Below are 20,889 nucleotides of genomic sequence, written 5' to 3' on the forward strand. Positions count from 1 at the left end.
GTCACGACGTCCGCCTCTCCTGTGCCAGTGCGAGGGCCGCGGCCGCCACGGTGCCCGCGGCGTCCCGGTGCCCGCTGCCGCCGGCCGCGGCGCTCATGGCCGCGAGCCGCTCGGCGTCTCCCGCGAGCGGGATCACCGTCTCCCGCACGAGATCCGGGGTGAATGCCGCGTCGTCGACGAGCAGGCCCCCGCCCGCGGCGACGACGGGCTGCGCGTTGAGCGCCTGCTCGCCGTTGCCGTGCGCGAGGGGCACGTACACCGCCGGGAGGCCGACGGCGGCGACCTCGGCCACCGTCATCGCGCCCGACCGGCACACGGCGAGGTCGGCGGCGGCGTAGGCGAGGTCCATCCGCGACAGGTAGGGCACGGCGACGTAGCCGGGCACGTCCACCTCGACGGAGTTCTTGGGGCCGTAGGCGTGCAGCACGCCGACGCCGGCGTCGGCGAAGTCCCGGGCGGCGCCGACGACACCGTCGTTCAGCCGGACGGCGCCCTGGCTGCCGCCGAACACGAGCACGACCGGCCCGTCGGCGGGCAGCCCGAAGTGCGCGCGGGCCTCGGCGCGCAGGGCCGCGCGGTCGAGCCCGGTGATGGAGGCGCGGACGGGGATGCCGACGACCTCGGCGGGCACGCCGGATCCGGGGACCGCGGCGAAGACCTTGGTGGCGAGCTTCGCGCCGACCTTGTTCGCGACGCCCGCGCTGGCGTTGGCCTCGTGGATGACGATGGGCACGCCCATGCTGCGGGCGGCGAGGTAGGCGGGCAGGGCGACGTAGCCCCCGAAGCCGACGACCACGTCGGCGCCGGTCTCGCGGAGCACCTTCCGGGTGCGGCGCACCGCGCCGGTCAGCGTGAAGGGCAGCTTCGCCAGGTCCTTGCCGGGCTTCCGCGGCAGCGGGACGGGCGGGATCATGGCGAGCGGGTAGCCGCGCTCCGGGACGAGGCGGCCCTCCAGCCCCTTCGGCGTGCCGAGGGCGGTGACCACGGCGTCGGGCCGCTGGGCCCGGACGGCGTCGGCCACCGCCAGTGCGGGTTCGATGTGTCCTGCGGTGCCGCCACCGGCCACCACCACCGAAACCGCTCGAGAAGAACTCACCACGCCCGTCTGCCCTTTTCCTGTCCTCGGCGCCGCTGCTGCGGCGCGTTCCGCTGCTGTCCGGCACGATCGCCCCGCCAGGGCTCGCCGCCGCGGCCCTGCGGCCGCATCGGCGGGAGGTCCCGCCGCAGCGCGCTGCGCCGGCCCAGGCTCTCGTCACCGTACGGGTGTCGATCGTACGGCGACGGCGCCGCGGGCGCGGTACGCCCCTTCGCGGGCGTACGCCGGGCGGGCGCCGGACGGCCCTGCCGGGGCGCCGGCCCGCGGCCGGCCGGGCGCTCGGGGCGCGGCGGGATGTAGGGCAGCGGCTTGGGCAGGCGCAGGAGACGGCCGGCACGGCCCTCGCGGCCGCCGGCGAGCGCGGCGATCGCCTCCGGCTCGTGCCGGGCGGCGTTGGCCAGCAGGCCCATCATGAACAAGACGAGGATCACCGAGTTGCCGCCCGCGGAGAGCAGGGGCAGCTGGATGCCGGTCACCGGCAGCAGGCCCACGACGTAGCCCATGTTGATGATCGCCTGCAGCGCGACGAGCGTCGTGATGGAGGCGGCCATGAGGCGCAGGAAGGGGTCGGCGACCCGGCCGGCGATCCGCATGCCCACCCAGGTGAGGATGCCGAACATGAGGATGACCACGCCGGCGCCGAGGTAGCCGAGCTCCTCGCCGATGATCGCGAAGATGAAGTCGTTGTGCGCGTTGGGCAGGTAGCTCCACTTGGCCGTCGAATTGCCCAGGCCCACGCCGAACAGGCCGCCGTCGGCGAGCGAGTACCGCGCCTGGTTCGACTGGTAGTTGGCGCCGAGCGCGTCGTCGGTGCGGCCGAGCCAGGCCTGCACGCGCGCCGAGCGGTAGCCCTCCGCGAGCGCGAAGAAGATGCCGAGCAGGGCGAAGACGACCAGCAGCGAGGCGATCAGCTTCGACGACAGCCCGGCGTAGTAGAGCAGCATCGCGCCGATGGCGACGATGATCATGGCCGTCGACTGGTTGGGCTCGGCGACGACGAGCGCGGCCATCAGCACCACGACGGGACCGAGCGGCAGCAGCAGCTCCTTGATGTTGCCCTTGCGCCCGCGGTCCGCGAGCAGGTGCGCACCCCAGATGATGAGCGCGACCTTCGCGATCTCCGAGGGCTGCAGGGTGAAGCCGCCCACGTCGATCCAGCGGCGCGCGCCGCCGACCATCGTGCCGACGCCGGGTACGAGCACGGCCGCGAGCAGCGCGATGGAGACGAGCACGCCGCCGAGCGCCACCCGGCGCAACAGCGCGGGGCGCAGGTACAGGGCGAAGACGAAGGCGACCACGCCGAGGGCGACGTAGATCAGCTGGCTGGTGAACTTGCCCCAGGGCGATCCGGTAGCGCTGATGTCCTCGACGGACGACGCGGAGAGCACCATGATCAGGCCCATCACCGTCAGGACGGCGGTGAGGCCGAGCACCAGGTGGAAGGACGCGAGCGGGCGGCGCAGGGCCGTCGCGAGTCCGACAGCGCCGCCCCGCAGCAGCGAGGCGCCGGTGCGGGCGACGTCCGCGCCCGAGCGCGCCGCGGACGCGGCGGACGCGCCGCGGGAGCCCGTCGTCGGCGCGGCCGTCTCCTGGGGCTGCGCGTCGAACTCGGTGCTCTCGGGGGCGTTGACGCCTCCGGGGGCGAGATCGGAATCGGTGTCGGAACCGGCGGCGGCCTTGCCGGCGCGGCTCACGAGGCGCCTCCGAGCGCGCGGGCGGAGGCGGCGAAGGCGTCGCCGCGGTGCCCGTACGACGTGAACATGTCGAGCGAGGCCGCGGCGGGCGCGAGCAGCACCACCGGCGCCGCACCGTCGCGGGCTGCGGCTTCGGCGATCCGGGAGGCCTCGGCGACGACGGCGGCCATCACCGCATCAGCATCGCCGGACACTCGCACATCGCCAGCCCCAGTCGTCCCTACAGAACGATTCGCATCATTAGTCACAGGAGACACAGGACTATGTTCGCCCGAGGACACCCGAACCACGGGGACATCCGGTGCGTGTCGCGCGAGTGAATCCGCGATTTCGTCTCGATCCAGTCCGAGCAGCACGGCGCCCACGAGCCGCGGCGCCACGCGCGCCACGAGCGGCCCGATGTCGGCGCCCTTGAGCTGACCTCCCGCGACCCACACCACCCGCTCGTGCGCCTCGATGGAATTCAGCGCGGCGTGCGGGTTGGTGGCCTTGGAGTCGTCGACGTACGTGATGCCGCGCACGGTCGCGACGGGCTCGGCGCGGTGCGCGCCCACCCGGAACGCGGCGAGGGCCTCCCCCGCCTGCGCGGCGGTCACGCCGACCGCCTGCGCGAGCGCCGTCGCGGCCAGGGCGTCCGAGATCCCGGCGGGTCCGGGTGGCGAGACCGCGTCGGCGGGCAGGACGGGCGCGCCGGAACCGTCGACCAGGAAGCCCCCGCGCACGCCGTACTGCCCCGGCCCGGGCTCTCCCGCGGTGAAGCCGACGGTGACCGCCCCGCGCAGGCCCGACGCCACGGGGTCGTCGAGGCCGATGACGGCGAGCTCGCCGGCGAGGGCGCGCGCCTTGTCGGCGGTGTACGCCGCCATCGAGCCGTGCCAGTCGAGGTGGTCCTCCGCGACGTTGAGCACGACGCCCGCGCGCGGCCGCACCGACGGGGCCCAGTGCAACTGGAAGGACGAGAGCTCGACGGCGAGCACGCGCGGATCGGCGTCGTCGCCGATCGCGTCGATGACGGGTCGGCCGATGTTGCCGCAGGCCACGGCGCGCACGCCGGCGTGCAACAGGATCGCCTCGAGCATCTGCGTGGTGGTGGTCTTGCCGTTGGTGCCGGTCACCACGAGCCAGTCGCGGGGCGCGCCGAAGGCGCCGGCGCGGTCGATCCGCCAGGCCAGCTCCACGTCGCCGATCACCTCGACGCCCGCGGCCTCGGCGGCCACCACGACGGGGGCGGTGGGGCGGAACCCGGGCGCGACCACGACGAGGTCGTAGCCGGACGGGTCGTGCCCGTCGATATCGGCGACGACGATGCCCGGCACCTCGCTCGCGATCTTCTCCCGCGCGGCGGGCTTGCCGTCGGCGACGGTGACCGTGGACCCGAGCCGGAGCAGGGCCCGGGCGACGGCCGGGCCGGTGACGCCCCCGCCCGCGACGAGGACGTGCGCGCCGGGGCCGGGGATCGTCGCCATCTAGCCGACCGCGCCGGAGCCGAGGAACTCGGCGTAGAACAAAACGAGGCCGAGGCCGCACGAAATGGCCGTGAGCAGCCAGAACCGGATGATCACCGTGGTTTCGGCCCACCCGGAGAGTTCGAAGTGGTGATGGAAGGGCGCCATCCGGAAGACGCGGCGGCCCGTCGAGCGGAAGACCGCGATCTGGATGACCACCGAGACCATCTCGGCCACGAACAGCGCGCCCAGCACGACGGCGAGCAGCTCGGTGCGGGTGGTGATCGACAGGCCGGCCAGCAGGCCGCCCAGCATCAGCGAGCCCGTGTCGCCCATGAAGATCTTCGCGGGCGCGGCGTTCCACCAGAGGAAGCCGAGGCAGGCGCCGCCCGCGGCGACCGCGATGAGCGCCAGGTCGAGCGGATCGCGCACGTCGTAGCAGCCGGCGACCTGCTTGGTCTCGCAGGCGTAGCGGAACTGCCAGAAGCTGATGAGCACGTAGCTGCCGAGCACCATCGCCATGGAACCGGCGGCGAGGCCGTCGAGACCGTCGGTGAAGTTCACCGCGTTCGACCACGCGGAGACGACGAACCAGCAGAAGATCACGAAGACGATCGCGCCCATCGAGATGGTGTTGATGTCGCGCGTGTAGCTGAGGAACTCGCTGGCCGGGCGCACCCCCTGGGCGTTGGGGAACTGCAGCACGAGCACGCCGAAGATCAGCGCCGCGACGGTCTGGCCGACGGTCTTCGCGGTCTTGTTCAGGCCCAGGTTGCGCTGCTTGCGCACCTTGATGAAGTCGTCGAGGAAGCCGACGATCGCGAGCGACGTGGCGAGGCCGAGGACCAGCAGGCCCGAGGCACTGGGGCCGGGGCCGGAGTTCCAGCCCAGCAGGTGTGCGCCGAGGTAGCCGGCCCACAGGGCCACGACGATCGCGACGCCGCCCATCGACGGGGTGCCGCGCTTCTTCTGGTGGCTCTGCGGCCCCTCGACGCGGATCTCCTGACCGAAGCCCTGCCGGGAGAAGACCCGGATCAGGACGGGCGTGAGCAGGATCGCCACGGCCAGCGAGATGCCGCCCGCGAACAGGATCTGGATCACTTCGGTGACTCCCCGTTCTCGTTGTTGACCGCGCTCGCCGTGCCCAGGTGCTCGGCGACCTCCCACATCTTCTCGGACTTCGACGCCTTGACCAAAACGAGGTCGCCCGGCCGGAGCTCGTCCCGCAGCCGCTCCACGGCCTCCTCGCGGGTGTCGACCCGCACGGCCTCGCTGCCCCAGGAGCCCTCCATCACGGCGCCCTGCCACAGCGCGTGCACGGCGCGGGAGGTGCCGACGCAGATGGTCGACGTGATGTCGAGCCGCACCAGGAACCGGCCCAGCCGATCGTGCTCGACGATCGACTCCTCGCCCAGCTCGCCCATCTCGCCGAGCACCGCGAAGGTGCGGCGACGGTCGCGGCCGGGCAGCCGCTCCCCCGCCTCGTCGTGCTCGGACATGAGGACGAGGCTGCGGAGCGCGGCCCGCATGGCGTCGGGATTCGCGTTGTAGGTGTCGTTGACCACGGTGACGCCGTCGTCAGTGGTGAAGACGTCCATCCGGCGCGGCGATGCGGCGCCGGCGCCCGAGAGCGCCTCGGCGACCTGCGCGACCGTCGCGCCGCACTCGAGACCGACCGCGGCAGCGGCCAACGCGTTGTGCACCTGGTGCTCGCCGTGGACCTTGAGCGCGACGGGCGCGGCGCCCGCCGGGGCGCGCAGGGTGAAGGACGCGCGGGCCTGGGCGTCGATCTTCACGTCCGCCGCCGCGACCTCCGCCTCGCCCGTGCCGTAGAACACCACCCGCGCGCCGGTCCGCGAGGCCATCGCGGCCACCGCGGCGTCGTCGGCGTTGAGGATCGCGAGCCCGTCCGCGGGCAGCGCCTCGACCAGCTCGCCCTTCGCGCGGGCGATGGCCTCGCGGGAGCCGAACTCGCCGAGGTGCGCGGTGCCCACGTTGAGCTCGACGCCGATGCGCGGCGGCGCGACCCGCGCGAGGGCGGCGATGTGGCCCTCGCCGCGGGCCGACATCTCGAGGACGAGGAACTTCGTCGACGCGGTCGCGCGCAGCGCGGTCCACGGGTGGCCGATCTCGTTGTTGAAGGAGCCGGGCGGCGCGACGGTCTCGCCGAGCGGCCGCAGCACGGCGGCGATGAGGTCCTTCGTCGATGTCTTGCCAGCCGAGCCGGTGACGCCCACGACGGTCAGCCCGTCTGCGGCGAGGGCCTTCGTGCAGTGCGCGGCCAGGTCGCCCAGGGCCTTCAGCACCGCGGCGCCCGCGCCGTCGGTGTCGTTCTCCAGCGCCATGACGCGGTTGTCGGTTTCGCCGGAGACCGGGACGACGATCGCGGGGACGCCCACGGGGCGGGCGCCGAGCACGGCGACCGCGCCCCTGTCGATCGCGGTCGCGGCGAACTCGTGGCCGTCGACGCGGGCGCCGGGCAGGGCGAGGAACAGCCCGCCGGGGCCGATCTCGCGGGAGTCGAATTCGACGGTGCCGGTGACGTTGGCCTCGGGGTCGGGCACGTCGTGCAGGGTGCCGCCGACGATCGCGGCGACCTCGCGGAGGGTGAGTTCGATCATGCGCGGGCCTCCAGCGCGGCGGCCACTTCGTCGCGGTCGTCGAAGGGGTGCTTGACGCCGTTGATCTCCTGGCCGGCCTCGTGGCCCTTGCCCGCGACGAGCACGACGTCGCCGGTGCGGGCCCAGTTCACGGCCTCGACGATGGCGGCGCGGCGGTCGCCGATCTCGCGGACCTCGCCGCCGCCGGTCACGGCGCGCGCGCCCGCCACCACGGCGGCGCGGATCGCGGCCGGATCCTCGGTGCGGGGATTGTCGTCGGTCACGATGACCAGCTCGGCGGCGCTCGCGGCCGCCTCGCCCATGAGCGGCCGCTTGCCGCGGTCGCGGTCGCCGCCCGCGCCGACGACCACGACGATCCGGCCGGCGGTCTGGCCGCGGAGCGTCGCGATCACCGCGTCGAGCGCGGCGGGCTTGTGGGCGTAGTCCACGACGGCCAGGAAGTCCTGCCCGCGGTCGATGCGCTGCACCCGGCCGGGCACGGCGACGGCGCCGATGCCGCGGGCCGCGTCGGCGAGCGGGACGCCCGCCTCGTGGGCGATGACCAGCGCCAGCGCGGCGTTGGCGACGTTGTACGCGCCGGGCAGCCCGACGACGGCGGAGAAGGTCTGTCCGTCCGGCCCGCTGAGGGTGAACCGCTGGGTGCCGTCGGAGTACGCGGCGACCTCGCCCGCGGTCCAGTCGGCGGGCCCGGTGGTGGCGACGGTGACCAGCGGCAGCCCGGACGCGCGGCGCAGCTCGGCCATGCGGTGGCCCCACTCGTCGTCGACGCAGATCACGGCGCGCTCGCAGGCTCCCGGCCCGAGGAAGAGCAGCGACTTCGCGGCGAAGTAGTCCTCCATCGTCGGGTGGTAGTCGAGGTGGTCCTGGCTGAGGTTGGTGAAGGCGCCGACGGCGAACCGGGTGCCGCCCGCCCGGTTCTGGGCCAGCGCGTGCGAGCTGACCTCCATCACGGCGGCGGTCACGCCGCGCTCGACCATCGACGCGAACAGCCCCTGCAGCGCGGAGCCCTCGGGCGTGGTGAGGGTGGTCGGGACGTCGACGCCGGCGATCCGGGTGCCGACGGTGCCGATCAGGCCCGTCGGGTTCCCGCCCGCGGCCAGCGCCGCCTCGACGAGGTAGCTGGTGGTGGTCTTGCCGGAGGTGCCGGTGATGCCGACGAGCGTCATCCGGGTCGACGGTGCGCCGTAGACCACGGCCGCGACGGGGCCGAGGACGCGGCGCGGGTCGTCGTGCAGGAGCACGGGGACGTCGTGGCCGTCCTCCGCGAGGAGCGCGGCACCGTCGGGATCGGTGAGGACGGCGACGGCCCCCGCCTCGATCGCGCCGGCGGCGAACCGCGCGCCGTGGGTGGCGGTGCCGGGGACGGCGCAGAACAGGTCGCCGGGCCGCGCGTCCTGGGCGCGGACGGTGGCCCCGGTCAGCCGGAGATCCCCGGCGTCGGCACCCGCGAGGGTGACGCCCGGGACCTGCGCCGCGACCTCGGCCGGCGTGGCTCCGCGGGGGTGGGCGGGGCGGGTGAGAGTCGATTCGGACACCGGTAGATCCTACCCGCCGGTTAACTACTTACCGGCCACCAGCGTCAGCGGCTTCGACGGCGGCGAGAGCGGGACGCCGTACTTCTGCAGCAGGAACGAGGCGATGTCGTGGAACAGCGGCGCCGCGGACTGGCCGCCGGTGCCGTCGGAGCTCCGGGTGGGCGCGTCCATCATCAGGCCGATGACGAAGCGCGGATCGTTCGTGGGCGCGACGCCCGCGAAGGTGATGTTGTACAGCGAGTTGGAGTACGCCTTGGTCACCGGGTCGACCTGCTGCGCGGTGCCGGTCTTGCCGCTGATCTGGTAGCCCTCGACCGAGCCCGGCGCGCCGGTGCCCTGCTGGTAGCCCATCGGGTCGCGCTGCAGCGCGGCGCGGAACATGTCGAGCACGGTGCGGGCGGTCTCGGAGCTCATCACGCGGACCGGCTCGGCGCCGGACGCGGGGTTCGCGGCACCGTCGACCTCCTTGATGATGCGCGGCGGGATCCGGACCCCGTCGTTGGCGAGGGCCTGGTACATGCCGGCCATCTGCAGCACCGTCATCGACAGTCCCTGGCCGATCGGCAGGTTGGCGAAGGTGCCGCCCGACCACTGGTTGCGCGCGGGCACGGCGCCGCCGGACTCGCCGGGCAGGCCGACGCCGGTGGAGCGGCCGAGTCCGAAGCGGTCGACGTAGTCGGCGAAGGCGTTCTCGCCGACGCGCTGCGCGAGCATCAGCGTGCCCACGTTCGAGGACTTACCGAAGACGCCGGTCGTGGTGTACGGCTCGGTGCCGTGCGCCCACGCGTCCTTGACGGTGACGCCGGCCATCCGGATCTGCCCCGGGACCTGCAGCACCTCGTCGGGCTTGGTCTTGCCGCCGTCGATCGCGGCCACCGCGGTGATCAGCTTGTTCACCGAGCCCGGCTCGAAGGGCGTGGTCACCGCGAGATTGCCGGTGCGTGCCGAATCGGGCTGATTGTTCATGCCGTGCGACGGGTTGAACGTGTTGTCGACGCCCATCGCCAGCACCTGGCCGGTCTTGGAGTCGAGCACGACGGCCTGCACGCTCTTCGCGCCGGACTTCGCCTTCGCCTGCGCGACGGCCTGCTGGACGAAGAACTGCACGTCGTTGTCGAGCGTGAGCACGACGCGGGCGCCGTTGGCGGCGGGGTGGATGTCGCGGGTGCTGCCGGGGATGATGGCGCCGTCGGAACCGCGGTCGTAGGTGCGCGAGCCGTCCGTGCCGGCGAGGATCGAATCCAGCGAGGACTCGAGGCCGATCAGGCCCTGCCCCTCGAAACCGGTGGTGCCCACGATGTTCGCGGCCAGCGAGCCGCCGGGGTAGTTGCGGATCGACTGCCGCTCGGCGCCGACCTCGGAGTACTCGTCGGTGATCGCCGAGGCCTTGGCCGGGTCGACGCCGCGGGCCAGGTAGACGAAGGTGTCGTTGCCGCGCATCTGCTCGAGCAGCTTCTGCTCGTTCACCGCGTCGCCGAGGACGGAGACGATCTTCTTGGCGATCTGCTGCAGCCGGTCGTCGACGCCGACGGGCGTGACGCCCTTCGCGGCGTCGCCGCCCTCCTTGACCAGCTCGACGTCCTTGTCGTACTTCTCCTGGATCTGCTTGCGCACGGCGACGGGCTGCAGGGTCAGCGACTTGGCCTCCATGGTGAAGGCGATCGGCTGCCCCGCGCGGTCGGTGATCGACCCGCGGACGGCCGGCAGCACCTCCTTGACCTGGCGCTGGCTCTCGGCCTTCGCGGACAGGCCCGGCGCCTGCACGAACTGGACGACGCCCAGCCACACCGCGATGACGGTGAAGACGGCGACGATCACCCAGCCGCCGATGCGGACGCGACCGGTGAAGGCGGTGGATACCTCGGGGGCGCGACCGCCCTTGACGCGGGCGCGAGCGGACTGGTGGCCCGCCTTGGGGGCCGCGCCGCGCTGCGCCCCGGAGCGCGCGGCGGGCCGCGTCTTCGTCGGCTGGCGCTGGGCGCGCGTCACCGGGCCGTCCCCTGGGCCGGCGCCTGCGCGGCCGGGCTAGGGGCGGGGGTCTGCGCCGGAGTCTGGGCGGGTGTCTGGGTGGCCGCCGACGGTGCGGGCGTCGGCGCGTTCACGACGGTCGGGCTGCCGGGGTTCATGGTGACCAATTGTTCCCCGCCCGCCGGGGCAGGCCCGGGATTCCCGGCGACCGGCGTGCCGGAACCGTCGGACGTGGCGCCGCTCGGGTCGCCGGTGCGCTGCGCGGGCGGGTTGAGCGCGGGCTTGGCCGCGCCGGTGGCGGGCGCGGGCTTGCCGACCACGACGACCTTGCCGCCCTCCTTGCCCACCAGGACCGGGACGGTCCCCGCGGGGACCATGCCGAGCGCGGTGGCGCGCTCGGCGAGGCCCGGGGCGCTCTCCCCCGACTTCACGTCGCGCTCGAGGGCCGCCTTCTTCTCGGCCAGCGAGTTGTTCACGGCCTCGCGCTTGCGGAGGTCGTAGGAGTTCTCGGCGCTACCGGTCGAGAGCCACAGCGTCAGGCCCAGTCCGGCGCAGACAAGCGCGATCAAGGCCAGCACGAACGGCACCCGGCGCACCACGCCGGCCGGCCGGGGCAGGCGGGCCAGCAGGCCCGCGGAGGCCGCGCCGTCGCGGTGCCGGCGCAGGGCGCGCTCGGCGGGCGTCTCCCGCAGGGAGCCGCCCGCGTCGAGGACCGCCCGCTGCTGCTCGATGCGCTTCTGCCGCCGGTCCAGCGCGCGCTGCGCCGAACTCGACCGGGGCCGCGAGGTGTCGCGGTCGTCGCGCCGCGCGGGCGCCCGCCGGGTCCGGGTGTCCGGAGTCGACGGTGCCTGGGTCGCGTTCGGTGCGGTCATCGCGCGCTCCTCGTGCTGCGGGTCCGGTCGGTGGGGGTGTCGAGGCGGCGGGCCGCGCGCATGCGCACGGGCGCCGCCCGCTGGTTCTCGGCGATCTCGTCGTCGGTGGCGCGCTCGGCGCCGCGGGTGAGCAGTTCGAAGGTCGCGCCGGTGCCGGGCAACTCGACGGGCAGCCCCGCCGGACTGGTGGACCGGGTGCGTTCGGCCAGCGCGGTCTTGACGATGCGGTCCTCGAGCGACTGATAGCTGAGGAAGACGATGCGACCCTCCGCGGCGAGCGCGTCGAGACCCTGCGGCACCGCGGCCTCCAGGGACGCGAGCTCGGCGTTCACCTCGATCCGCAGCGCCTGGAAGGTGCGCTTGGCGGGATGCCCGCCGGTGCGACGCGCGGGCGCGGGGATCGTGGCGTAGAGCAGTTCGACGAGGCGGCCGCTGGTGGTGAAGGGCTCCTTCTCGCGCTCCTTGAGCACGGCGGAGGCGATCTTGCCCGCGAACCGCTCGTCACCGTAGCGCTGCAGGATCCGCGCGAGGTCGCCGTGGGGGTAGGTGTTGAGGACGTCGGCCGCGGTGAGCGGGTCCTCGACGTTCATCCGCATGTCCAGGGGCGCGTCGACGGAGTAGGCGAAGCCCCGCTCGGCCCGGTCGAGCTGCATGGACGAGACGCCGAGGTCGAACAGGATCGCGTCGACGCCGGGGCCGCCCGCGGCCCGCGAGAGCCCCAGGTCGTCGAGGGCGTCCGCCATCCCGTCGTAGCGGGTGTGGACGGGGTTGAAGCGATCGCCGAACCGGGCCAGTCGCTCGCCGGCGATGGCGTGCGCGTCGGTGTCGCGGTCGAGGCCGACGACGCGGGCGTGCGGGAAGGATTCGAGGATGAGCTCCGAGTGACCGCCGGCGCCGAGGGTCGCGTCGACGTAGACGGCACCGTCGTGCTGCAGCGCCGGGGCGAGGAGCTCACGCACGCGGGTCGCGAGGACCGGCACGTGACCGAAGAACTCGTCGGACATGACTCCTCCAGGGCACACGATGGCGTTCGATGGTTTCTGGCGGATGGAGCGGGGTCCCCGCCCGACCCGTACCTGGCGTTGGGGAAGTACGTCAGGGCCGGTTCGGGCGCAGGCCTCGGTCCACCTCGACCGGGCCGCGCGAGTGCGCGGTTGTCAGAAGATCGCCTTGAGCGATTCGGACTGCGGCTGTGCGTAGTCGTCTTCGTGCTGTGCCTGGTAGTGCTCCCACGCCTCCGCGTCCCAGATCTCCAGGAACCTCCGCGATCCGACGACGACGCATTCCTTGGTCAGGCCTGCGTAGCGACGGTGATCGGCCGAGAGCGAGATCCGACCCTGGGAGTCGGGACGCTGATCGTCCGAGCTGGCGAAGAAGTTGCGGTAGAAGGCGCGTCCCGCGGGGTCGGTCCATTCGATGGCATCCGCCTTCTCGGCGATGCGCTCGAACTCCGCCTTCGGGTACACCGTGAGGCTTCGATCCTGTCCTTTCGTGATCGTCAGCCCACCCGCCAGTTCCTCGCGGTACTTCGCGGGGAGGGTGAGCCGTCCCTTGTCATCGAGCTTCGGCGTGTAGGTACCCGTGAACATCACGGCCACCTCCCGCCTACCCCGAGGGGTTGTCACTGGATCGAGACTTCAGACTAGCGCGTCTTTCTCCAGTGCGCCCCACATTACCCCACCATTCACCACTTTCAACCACATCGCAGCGCGTTTCGCGGCGGATTCTCAGAAACAGCGCAGGTCAGTCGCGTGGCAAGAAGTGGGGGACGCGGCGCGCCCCGGCGTGGCGGACTTCATCACACCCGCGAGATCGCGCGCGATCTGCGCGACTGCTGGGACTCATGAGGCATGAGAAATCACCCGCGGGCGGGCCGTGGGGAGATGTGGGGAATCGGGGTGGGGAGAAGTGGGGTGCGGCCCGCCGGGACGCTGGAGCGCGGGCCGATCCGTGAATCCACGGCTCACACGCACACGAGACCGGATTCGGTCTCGTGTGCGTGTGAGCCGTGGATTCACAGCGGGCCGGCGGGCGGAGCTGCCGGCGGAACAGCGGCTGCGCGGTCGGCCGAGCGGCTGAGCGGCTGAGCTACGACGCTCCTCCCGCGATCGGATCACTCCCGCTCCCGCGGGTGTTTCTGCCTCGTCATTGCGTTGCAGCGGCATGACGAGACAGAAACGCCCGCGGGAGTGTCAGATCCTCGCCGAGGAGCCGGCAACGACTACGGAGGCGACGGCTGGCGCACGCACGCTGCACACGGCGCGGCCAGAGCGCCCGGCGGGGCCGGACCGCTGCGGCGCGGACTCCGCGAGGCGATCACGGCGGCGCGGTCGCTGATTTCGCTCACAGCGCAACGAAAAAGCCGCCGACCATCAGGTCGGCGGCTCTTTCAGCGTTGCGAACTCAGGGGAAGCGGCGGCGGAAACGCTCTTCCATGCGGGCGACGAAGGACTGACCGGAGGCGCGGGCGCCTCGACCACGTCCCGATCGGGCGCGGACGGATCCGTCCTCATCGACGGTGCCGCGGGGGCCCTTGGACGCCGGCCCGGACCACAGCGCGTAGATCACGGAACCGAACATCAGCAGGAAGCCGATGAGGCCGACGATCACGGTGTACTCGACCTTGCCCAGCAGCATCCCGGCGATGAGCAGCATCAATCCGACCGCGAAGCCGATCGCGGCGATGACGCGGCGCTTACCCGAAGCGCCACCGAACCGTCCGCCTCGTACGTTCGACGCGAACTTCGGATCCTCTGCGTACAGCGCGCTCTCGATCTGGTCGAGCATGCGCTGCTCGTGCTCGGAGAGTGGCACGTTCCCCTCCTTCAGCACTCATGGGGTCCAACTCCTCCCTTCATGATACGAGGCTTGCGACCCCACGACCACCATCCGTCGAAGAATGAGCGTTCGCTGTGAGAAATCATGCAGCCCGGCACAGATCCGCTTCGACGGAATTCAGGAAGGTCTGCACGCGACCGTGGAGAACCGCGACCTCCTCGGCGCTCACCGAGCGGGCCGTGGTCTCGAGCGCCGCGACGACCCCGGAGACCGACGTGAAGTAGGCGACCCACTCCGCGTAGCCGGGGGCCGCCTTGGCGAGCCGAAGCCAGGCGTTGCGCGTGGGGCGCCGGACACCGGTCTCCCGCTCGGCCAGCAGGGCGGCCGCGCCGCGCAGGGCGGCGTGGTAGATATCGCGGTACTGATCGGCCGGGGACGGCGAGCCGCCGGCCCGGGCGAGGAACTGGTCCGCGCGATCGAGGATGCGGGCCGCGCCCGACTCACCCATGCGACGACCGGAACCGACGTGACCGATCCGTGCCTTCGATTCGACCATGACCTTCCTCCTGCTCCGTGGGCCTTCTCACCCTGTTACCGCGAGTTGTACCGGACGGGACTGACACGTAACGCTTCCCTCGTTCCGCGCCAGTCCCGCCCGGCGGACCGGGATCGGCGACCGAAGCCCCGGCGCCAGAACGTGTGCGCCAATCCGATGGTCCGTGATCGAACAATCATTCGATCACCTCTAATATAGCGTGAGTGTGCGAGACGTCAAGGGAGAGGAAGCCGTGACCGCAGTGCCGACGCAGCAACCACGGATCCACGTCCTGTCGCCGCAGGACGCCACGCTGTGGCTGCCCGCCGCCCTGCAGATCTACGTGGCCGCGATGGACTACCCGGCCGGCACGGAATCGCACCGTCTTCCCATGTGGCGCGAGCACCTGAACCGGCCCGGCTACGCCGCGTTCGGCGCGGTCCAGGCGCTCCGCACCGAGGACGGCCGCATCGTCGACCACCTGGTGGGCATCGCCTACGGCTACAGCGGCGCGGGCGATCAGTGGTGGAACCGGCAGCTCCGCGTGGGGCTGGGTAGGCGCGGGCTGACGCAGCAGCAGATCGAGGCGGTGGCCGCCGACTACTTCGAGCTCACCGAGCTGCACGTGCACCCCGCGGCGCAGGGGCACGGCGTCGGCTCGGCCCTGCTCGGCGCCCTGCTCGCCGACCGGCCCGAGCCGCGGGTCCTGCTCTCCACCCCCGAGGTGGCCGCCGAGCAGAACCGCGCCTGGCGGCTCTACCGCCGCACCGGCTTCTACGACGTGCTCCGCGACTTCCGCTTCTCCGGAGACCCGCGGCCGTTCGCCGTCCTGGGCCACGACCTGCCCTTCACCCCGCCGCCGGCACGGTGAGCGCGCGCGAAGTCGACGTCGCCGTCGTCGGGTCCGGCCACAACGCGCTGGTCGGCGCCGCGTACCTCGCGGCGCAGGGCCGGTCCGTGGCCGTCTTCGAGGCCGATGTCGTGCCGGGCGGGGCGGTCAGCACCGTCGAACGGTTCCCGGGCTACCGCGTGGACCGCGGCTCGTCGGCGCACCTGATGTTCCGGCACACCGGCATCGCGGAGGAGCTCGACCTCGCGGCGCACGGGCTGCGCTACCTGGACTGCGACCCGTGGGCCTTCGCGCCCACCCCGCCCGGAACGCTGGCCCCGCCGATCGTCTTCCGGCGGGACCTCGGCGCCACCGCCGAGTCCATCGCCGCGGCCTGCGGCGCCCGGGAGGCGGCGGCGTACCGTCGGTTCGTCGCGGAGTGGACGCCCCGGGCGAAGGCGACCATGGCCGCCTTCGGCTCCTCCCCCACGGCCCCGCGGCTGGGCCGCGCGTTCTGGCCCACGAAGGGGCGCGCGAGCCTCACACAGATGTCGCGCACCTACCTCGCCTCGGGCGATCAGCTGCTGGACGAGTACTTCGACGACGAGCGCCTCAAGGCCGCGCTCGCCTGGTTCGGCGCCCAGTCCGGCCCCGCGATGAGCGAGCCCGGCACCGCGCCCATGATCGGCTTCGCCGCCCTCCTGCACACCCTCCCGCCGGGCCGGGCGGTCGGCGGCAGCGGCGCGCTCACCGCCGCCCTCCTCTCCCGCCTGACGTCCGACGGGGCCACCGTCGCGCTGGGCTCCCCCGTCACCGCCCTGCGCCGTGCGGGCCGGGAGTGGGAGGTCACCGTCGGCGGGCCCGACGGTGCGCGGACCGTCCGGGCCCGCACCGTGCTCGCGGGCTGCCACGTCCTGACCACCCTCGGCCTGCTGGAGCGCGGCGGCTACGACGCCGGACGGATCGCCGGCTGGCGCCGCACCATCCAGGTCGGCCCCGGCGTGGGGATGGTGCTGCGGCTGGGAACCACGGCGCCGCCCGCCTTCGACGGGGTGCAGCTCGCCGACCAGTCCGGGCTGGGCCTGCTGACCGCCGACCGCGGGCACCTGGCGCGCGCCCGCGGCGACATGCTGGCCGGCGACGCACCCCGTCGGCCGGCGGTGCTGGCGATGACCTTCTCGGGTCTCGACCCGTCCATCGCCCCGGCGGGCCGGCACAACACCACGCTGTGGGCGCAGTGGTACCCGTACGCCTTGAGCGGCGGGCAGGAGTGGGCCGCCGTCGCGGAGGCGGAGGCCGACCGGATCGTCGCCGAGACGCAGCGCTGGGCGCCCGGCTTCGCCGACTCGATCGAGCACCGCTTCGTGCAGACCCCGGCGAGCCTCGAGTCGGAGCTCGGGCTGCTCGGCGGGAACGTCATGCACGTGGAGATGGCGCTGCACAACATGCTGCTGTTCCGGCCGGTCCCCGAGCTGGCGGGCGGCCGCGTGCCGGGCGCGCCGGGCCTGGCGCTGGCGGGCGCGTCGATGCATCCGGGCGGCGGCGTGAACGGATCGAGCGGGCGGATCGCGGCGCGGCTGCTCGCCCGCGACCTGGGACACCTGGCACGATGGCGACCGTGATACTCCGAAGGATGCTCGCTGCCCTGGCGGTCCTGCTGCTGGTCGCCGCCCCCGCGGCGTGCGCCGGCCCCGGCAAGGGCGACCGGATGTCCGGCAAGATCGTCGCCGCGCAGACGCCGGCGTCGAACCCGCAGGGCCCGCAGATCGCGGCGCCGGGCGAGCTGAAGGGCCTCGCGGAGGTCAAGGCGTACGACTCGAACGGCAAGGTCGGAACGCAGATGATCTTCCAGGAGATCACCTTCGGCCAGTTCAATCAGGTCGGCGACGTGGTCTCGCAGGCGTTCGACACGTCGGCGGCATCGATCAAGATGCGGGTGCAGCGCACCGGCGGCACGGTGATCCTCTCCGGCACGGCCGACCTGTCGTCGCTCGCGCCGAACTCCGCGGTCATCGTCGTCCAACTGCAGTTCCCCGGCCCGGTGACCGCCACGAACGGCCAACAGGAGGCCGACGACCTGGTGACCTGGACGCTCAACGCCGGCACGTCCGCGGCGCTGACCGCCGAGGCCGAGTACGCCGACCCGTCGATCGCCTCGTTCACCACGTGGGCGTGGATCACCGCCCTGACCTCGTTCCTCGCCGCCGCGATCGTCGCCGGCGCCGCCTACGTGCGCCGCGACCGCAGCCCGAAGCCCGGTCAGGAGTCCGACGAGCCCGAGTCGCTCATCGAGCTGCCCCAGTGGCTGCGGGAGAAGCTCAACCGCTAGACGCCGACCGGCAGCATCCCGAGGTTCTCGAGCACCTCGGAGGTGGCCTTCGCGAAGTTCAGGGTGCAGAAGTGCAGCGCCGGGGCGCCCTCGGCGATGAGCCGCTCCCCCATCCGGGTGGCGATGTCGATGCCGACGGCGCGCACGGCGGCGCGGTCCTCCTCGGGCCCGTCGCCCGCGGCGGCGCGCAGCTCGGCGCGCATCGCGTCGGGGATCTTCGCGTTCGACAGCTCGGCCATGCGGACCACCGACTTCAACGACGTGATCGGCATGATCCCGGGGATCAGCGGCTTCGCGCCCTGCTCCGGGTCGGCGGCCACCACGGCGTCGCGCAGCCGCAGGTAGTCGTCGACGTCGAAGAACATCTGGGTGATCGAGTAGTCGGCGCCCGCGCGCAGCTTGTTCGCGAAGTACCGCACGTCGGTGTCCAGGTCGGGCGAGCGGTGGTGCCCCTCCGGGAAGGCGGCCACGCCCACGTGGAAGTCGCCCAGCTCGCGCACCAGCTCGACGACCTCGCTGGCGTACTTGAGCCCCTCGGGGTGCCGCACCCACTTGCCCATCGGATCGCCGGGCGGGTCGCCGCGCAGCACGAGCACGTTGCGCACGTCGCGGTCCGCGTACGAGCCCATGAGGGCGCGCAGCTCCGAGATGCTGTGGTTCACGGCGGTCAGGTGCGCCACCGGCAGCAGCGTGGTGGTCTCCGCGATCTCGCCGGTCACGCGGACGGTGCGGTCGCGCGTCGAGCCGCCCGCGCCGTAGGTCATCGAGACGAACGCCGGGTCCATCCGCTCGAAGGTACGGACGGCGCGCCACAGCCGGGCCTCGCCCTCCTCGTCGCGCGGCGGCATGAACTCGACCGAGAACGGCATTCGGCCGCTCGCGCGCACGGCGTCGAGTCGGTCGAGTACGGTCCGGCTTTGTTCACTCACGCCCTTAAGAATAGGTTTCCAGGTATGACGCTGCCCGTCGCCCCGCCCCAGACCTCCCTGACGGACATCGCGGCGGCCGTGCAGCCGGCCCTCGAATCCTTCCTCGACGAGCGCCGTGACCTGGTCGAACCCGTCGGCCCGGTGTTCGTGGAGACCACCGCGGGGCTGGAGCGCTTCGTTTTGCGCGGCGGTAAGCGTATTAGGCCCGCGTTCGCCTGGGCGGGGTGGCTGGCGGGCGGCGGGGAGGCCGACGGTGACGTCGCCCGGGCCGCGCTCCGGGCGTGCGCGTCGCTGGAGTTCGTGCAGGCGTGCGCCCTCATCCACGACGACATCATCGACGCCTCGCTGACCCGGCGCGGCTTCCCGACGACGCACCGCGAGTTCGCCCAGCTGCACGCCGAGCGGGGCTGGTCGGGCTCGTCGGAGAAGTTCGGCGAGGCGACGGCGATCCTCCTGGGCGACCTGGCGCTGGCCTGGGCCGACGACATGTTCCTCGGCGCCGGCCTGGCCCCCGAGCGCTACCTGCGGGCCGCGCGCGCGTGGGCGGCGATGCGCACCGAGGTGCTCGGCGGCCAGCTGCTCGACATCGTCAGCGAGGCCTCGCGGGACGAGTCGGAGGAGGCCGCGGAGCGCGTGGTCCGGTTCAAGACCGCCGGCTACACGGTGGAGCGGCCGCTGCACGTGGGCGCGGCGCTGGCCGGGGCGTCCGACGCGACGATCGCGGCGCTGCGGGAGATCGGCGTCGACCTGGGCGTCGCCTTCCAGCTGCGCGACGACCTGCTGGGAGCCTTCGGCGACCCGGCCGTCACGGGCAAGCCCTCGGGCGACGACCTGCGCTCCGGCAAGCACACCCCCATGCTCGCGCACGCCCTCGCGACCGGCGGCGCCGCCGCGGCCGAGCTGCGCGCCCTCGTCGGCACCAACCTCGACGACGCGGGCGTCGAGCGTGCCCGGGCCGCCCTGCGGGAGACGGGGGCACCGTCGGCCATGCAGGCGCGGGTGGAGGAGCTCACGGCCCGGGCCACGTCCGCCCTGGCGGAGGCGCCCATCGACGACGGTGCGCGGCCCGTCCTGGCCCGGCTCGCGGCGGTCCTCGTCGACCGCGCGGCCTGATCGCGGTCAGCAGGGTTAGGCAAACCTAGCCACCCCTGGGTATGGTTCCGTTTACCTAAGCCTCTTTACTGATGGCTTACGGTGCCCGTCTTGCAGCAAGTACGAGAAGGAGTCACCCCGCATGTTCACCCGCTTCCGCAAGGCCGCGCCCGTCGCGGCCGCGCTGATGGCGACCGGCCTCGTCTTCGCCGGCTGCTCCACCACCAGCGCCGATGAGGACAAGCCCGCCGCCGGCGAGAAGATCACCGTCAGCACCAACAAGGGCGAGGTGCAGGTCCCCAAGAACCCGAAGCGGGTCGTCGTCCTCGACAACACGAGCGCGGAGACCGTCAAGGCCATGGGCGTGACCCCCGTCGCGATCCCCAAGGGCCTGTTCGCCAAGAGCGTGCTGGGCGACTGGATCTCCAACGCGGACATCAAGGACACGGGTACCCACGCGGAGCCGAAGCTGGACGTCATCGAGGACGTCAAGCCCGACCTGATCATCGGCGGCTACCGGTTCGCCAAGGCGGAGGGCGACATCAAGAAGATCGCCGAGAAGACCGGCGCCGCCTTCATCGACATCGCCGCCGAGGACGGCGCGCCCAAGGGCCGCGTCGAGACCATGCGCGATTCGACGATCACCCTGGGCAAGATCTTCGGCAAGGACGAGCAGGCGAAGCAGATCGTCGCCGACTTCGACAAGAGCCTCGACGCGGCGAAGGCGCAGGCCACCGGCCAGAGCGTCTTCCTCTCGATCGTCAACGGCGGCAAGATCGACAACGGCGCCAAGCGCATGCAGCCCTTCATCGCCCCGCTGAACCTCAAGGACGTCTTCGGCGGCCAGGCCGGCGACCATCACACCAACTCGGGCCTCACGCCCGAGGCCATCGCCCAGGCGAACCCGCAGTGGGTCATCGTCATGGACCGTGACGCCGCCGTCCCGCCGACCGACGGCAGCAAGCCGCAGACCGCGGCCGAGACCTTCAAGGCGCAGCAGGCCTTCGCGAATGTGGAGTTCCAGCAGAAGGACCGGATCTTCTACCTGGACAACGACTTCTACATCCGCGAGGGCATCCAGGACTACGGCGAGAACTACGCCAAGCTGGCCGAGGCCATCGCCGCGAAGAAGTGACGGCGACGCACACCGACGCACCTCCCCAGGC

18 protein-coding genes are annotated in these 20,889 nt (G+C 72.8%); 5 read left to right on the plus strand and 13 right to left on the minus strand.

Going from position 1 to position 20,889, the window contains the following annotated elements:
* Position 1 precedes the first annotated feature (1 nt).
* From murG to ACLQ3K_RS01600, 12 genes are all read right to left on the minus strand, one after another.
* The gene (gene murG / locus ACLQ3K_RS01545; RefSeq protein WP_425996484.1) at positions 2-1,099 is read right to left on the minus strand and encodes an undecaprenyldiphospho-muramoylpentapeptide beta-N-acetylglucosaminyltransferase; all 1,098 of its coding nucleotides are present in this window, start codon (positions 1,097-1,099) and stop codon (positions 2-4) included.
* Entirely contained in the window at positions 1,093-2,790 is a 1,698-nt protein-coding gene (ftsW, locus tag ACLQ3K_RS01550) for a putative lipid II flippase FtsW (RefSeq protein ID WP_425996486.1), read from the minus strand. Before ftsW ends, murG begins: the two co-directional genes overlap by 7 nt.
* Positions 2,787-4,256, minus strand: a complete 1,470-nt coding sequence (gene murD / locus ACLQ3K_RS01555) for a UDP-N-acetylmuramoyl-L-alanine--D-glutamate ligase (protein WP_425996488.1) — start codon at positions 4,254-4,256, stop codon at positions 2,787-2,789. Before murD ends, ftsW begins: the two co-directional genes overlap by 4 nt.
* Positions 4,257-5,336 (minus strand): phospho-N-acetylmuramoyl-pentapeptide-transferase, encoded by a 1,080-nt coding sequence (mraY, locus tag ACLQ3K_RS01560; protein WP_224646646.1) that lies wholly within the window; start codon positions 5,334-5,336, stop codon positions 4,257-4,259.
* A complete protein-coding gene (locus ACLQ3K_RS01565; RefSeq protein WP_425996490.1) occupies positions 5,333-6,856 on the minus strand; it encodes a UDP-N-acetylmuramoyl-tripeptide--D-alanyl-D-alanine ligase in 1,524 nt (507 codons plus the stop codon). The genes mraY and ACLQ3K_RS01565 overlap by 4 nt, the downstream gene beginning before the upstream one ends.
* Entirely contained in the window at positions 6,853-8,391 is a 1,539-nt protein-coding gene (locus ACLQ3K_RS01570; protein WP_425996492.1) for a UDP-N-acetylmuramoyl-L-alanyl-D-glutamate--2,6-diaminopimelate ligase, read from the minus strand. The genes ACLQ3K_RS01565 and ACLQ3K_RS01570 overlap by 4 nt, the downstream gene beginning before the upstream one ends.
* Positions 8,392-8,415: 24 nt before the next feature.
* Positions 8,416-10,380 carry a peptidoglycan D,D-transpeptidase FtsI family protein gene (locus ACLQ3K_RS01575; protein WP_224652142.1) on the minus strand — a complete coding sequence of 655 codons (1,965 nt, stop codon included), beginning with the start codon at positions 10,378-10,380 and terminating at the stop codon, positions 8,416-8,418.
* Complete coding sequence (locus ACLQ3K_RS01580) at positions 10,377-11,231, minus strand: hypothetical protein (RefSeq protein ID WP_224652143.1); 855 nt, start codon at positions 11,229-11,231, stop codon at positions 10,377-10,379. Before ACLQ3K_RS01580 ends, ACLQ3K_RS01575 begins: the two co-directional genes overlap by 4 nt.
* Complete coding sequence (rsmH, locus tag ACLQ3K_RS01585) at positions 11,228-12,235, minus strand: 16S rRNA (cytosine(1402)-N(4))-methyltransferase RsmH (protein WP_425996495.1); 1,008 nt, start codon at positions 12,233-12,235, stop codon at positions 11,228-11,230. Before rsmH ends, ACLQ3K_RS01580 begins: the two co-directional genes overlap by 4 nt.
* A 153-nt stretch (positions 12,236-12,388) precedes the next feature.
* The gene (mraZ, locus tag ACLQ3K_RS01590; RefSeq protein WP_068523171.1) at positions 12,389-12,820 is read right to left on the minus strand and encodes a division/cell wall cluster transcriptional repressor MraZ; all 432 of its coding nucleotides are present in this window, start codon (positions 12,818-12,820) and stop codon (positions 12,389-12,391) included.
* 814 nt (positions 12,821-13,634) lie between these two features.
* The gene (locus ACLQ3K_RS01595) at positions 13,635-14,045 is read right to left on the minus strand and encodes a DUF3040 domain-containing protein (protein ID WP_224651877.1); all 411 of its coding nucleotides are present in this window, start codon (positions 14,043-14,045) and stop codon (positions 13,635-13,637) included.
* A 106-nt stretch (positions 14,046-14,151) separates the two neighbouring features.
* Positions 14,152-14,565 (minus strand): SAV_6107 family HEPN domain-containing protein, encoded by a 414-nt coding sequence (locus tag ACLQ3K_RS01600; protein ID WP_425996498.1) that lies wholly within the window; start codon positions 14,563-14,565, stop codon positions 14,152-14,154.
* 232 nt (positions 14,566-14,797) lie between these two features.
* Here ACLQ3K_RS01600 and ACLQ3K_RS01605 point away from each other — a divergent pair, with 232 nt between their 5' ends.
* From ACLQ3K_RS01605 to ACLQ3K_RS01615, 3 genes are read left to right on the plus strand one after another with little or no spacing between them, the layout of a single operon-like run.
* Complete coding sequence (locus ACLQ3K_RS01605) at positions 14,798-15,415, plus strand: GNAT family N-acetyltransferase (RefSeq protein WP_224651880.1); 618 nt, start codon at positions 14,798-14,800, stop codon at positions 15,413-15,415.
* A complete protein-coding gene (locus ACLQ3K_RS01610) occupies positions 15,412-16,995 on the plus strand; it encodes an NAD(P)/FAD-dependent oxidoreductase (RefSeq protein ID WP_336671371.1) in 1,584 nt (527 codons plus the stop codon). The genes ACLQ3K_RS01605 and ACLQ3K_RS01610 overlap by 4 nt, the downstream gene beginning before the upstream one ends.
* A gap of 11 nt (positions 16,996-17,006) precedes the next feature.
* Entirely contained in the window at positions 17,007-17,702 is a 696-nt protein-coding gene (locus ACLQ3K_RS01615) for an LppM family (lipo)protein (RefSeq protein ID WP_224651884.1), read from the plus strand.
* On the opposite strand, the gene metF is transcribed toward ACLQ3K_RS01615, so the two are convergent.
* The gene (metF, locus tag ACLQ3K_RS01620) at positions 17,699-18,631 is read right to left on the minus strand and encodes a methylenetetrahydrofolate reductase [NAD(P)H] (protein ID WP_224651886.1); all 933 of its coding nucleotides are present in this window, start codon (positions 18,629-18,631) and stop codon (positions 17,699-17,701) included. The genes ACLQ3K_RS01615 and metF overlap by 4 nt on opposite strands.
* A 24-nt stretch (positions 18,632-18,655) precedes the next feature.
* Between metF and ACLQ3K_RS01625 the strand changes: the two genes are divergently transcribed.
* Positions 18,656-19,744: a polyprenyl synthetase family protein gene (locus ACLQ3K_RS01625; RefSeq protein ID WP_224651888.1), complete on the plus strand. Its 1,089-nt coding sequence runs from the start codon at positions 18,656-18,658 to the stop codon at positions 19,742-19,744.
* Positions 19,745-19,865: 121 nt separating this feature from the next.
* Positions 19,866-20,858: an ABC transporter substrate-binding protein gene (locus ACLQ3K_RS01630; protein WP_224651890.1), complete on the plus strand. Its 993-nt coding sequence runs from the start codon at positions 19,866-19,868 to the stop codon at positions 20,856-20,858.
* The last annotated feature ends 31 nt before the right edge of the window (positions 20,859-20,889 follow it).

Origin of the sequence: Tsukamurella sp. DT100, assembly GCF_049844855.1 — a bacterium.
Lineage (GTDB): Bacteria > Actinomycetota > Actinomycetes > Mycobacteriales > Mycobacteriaceae > Tsukamurella.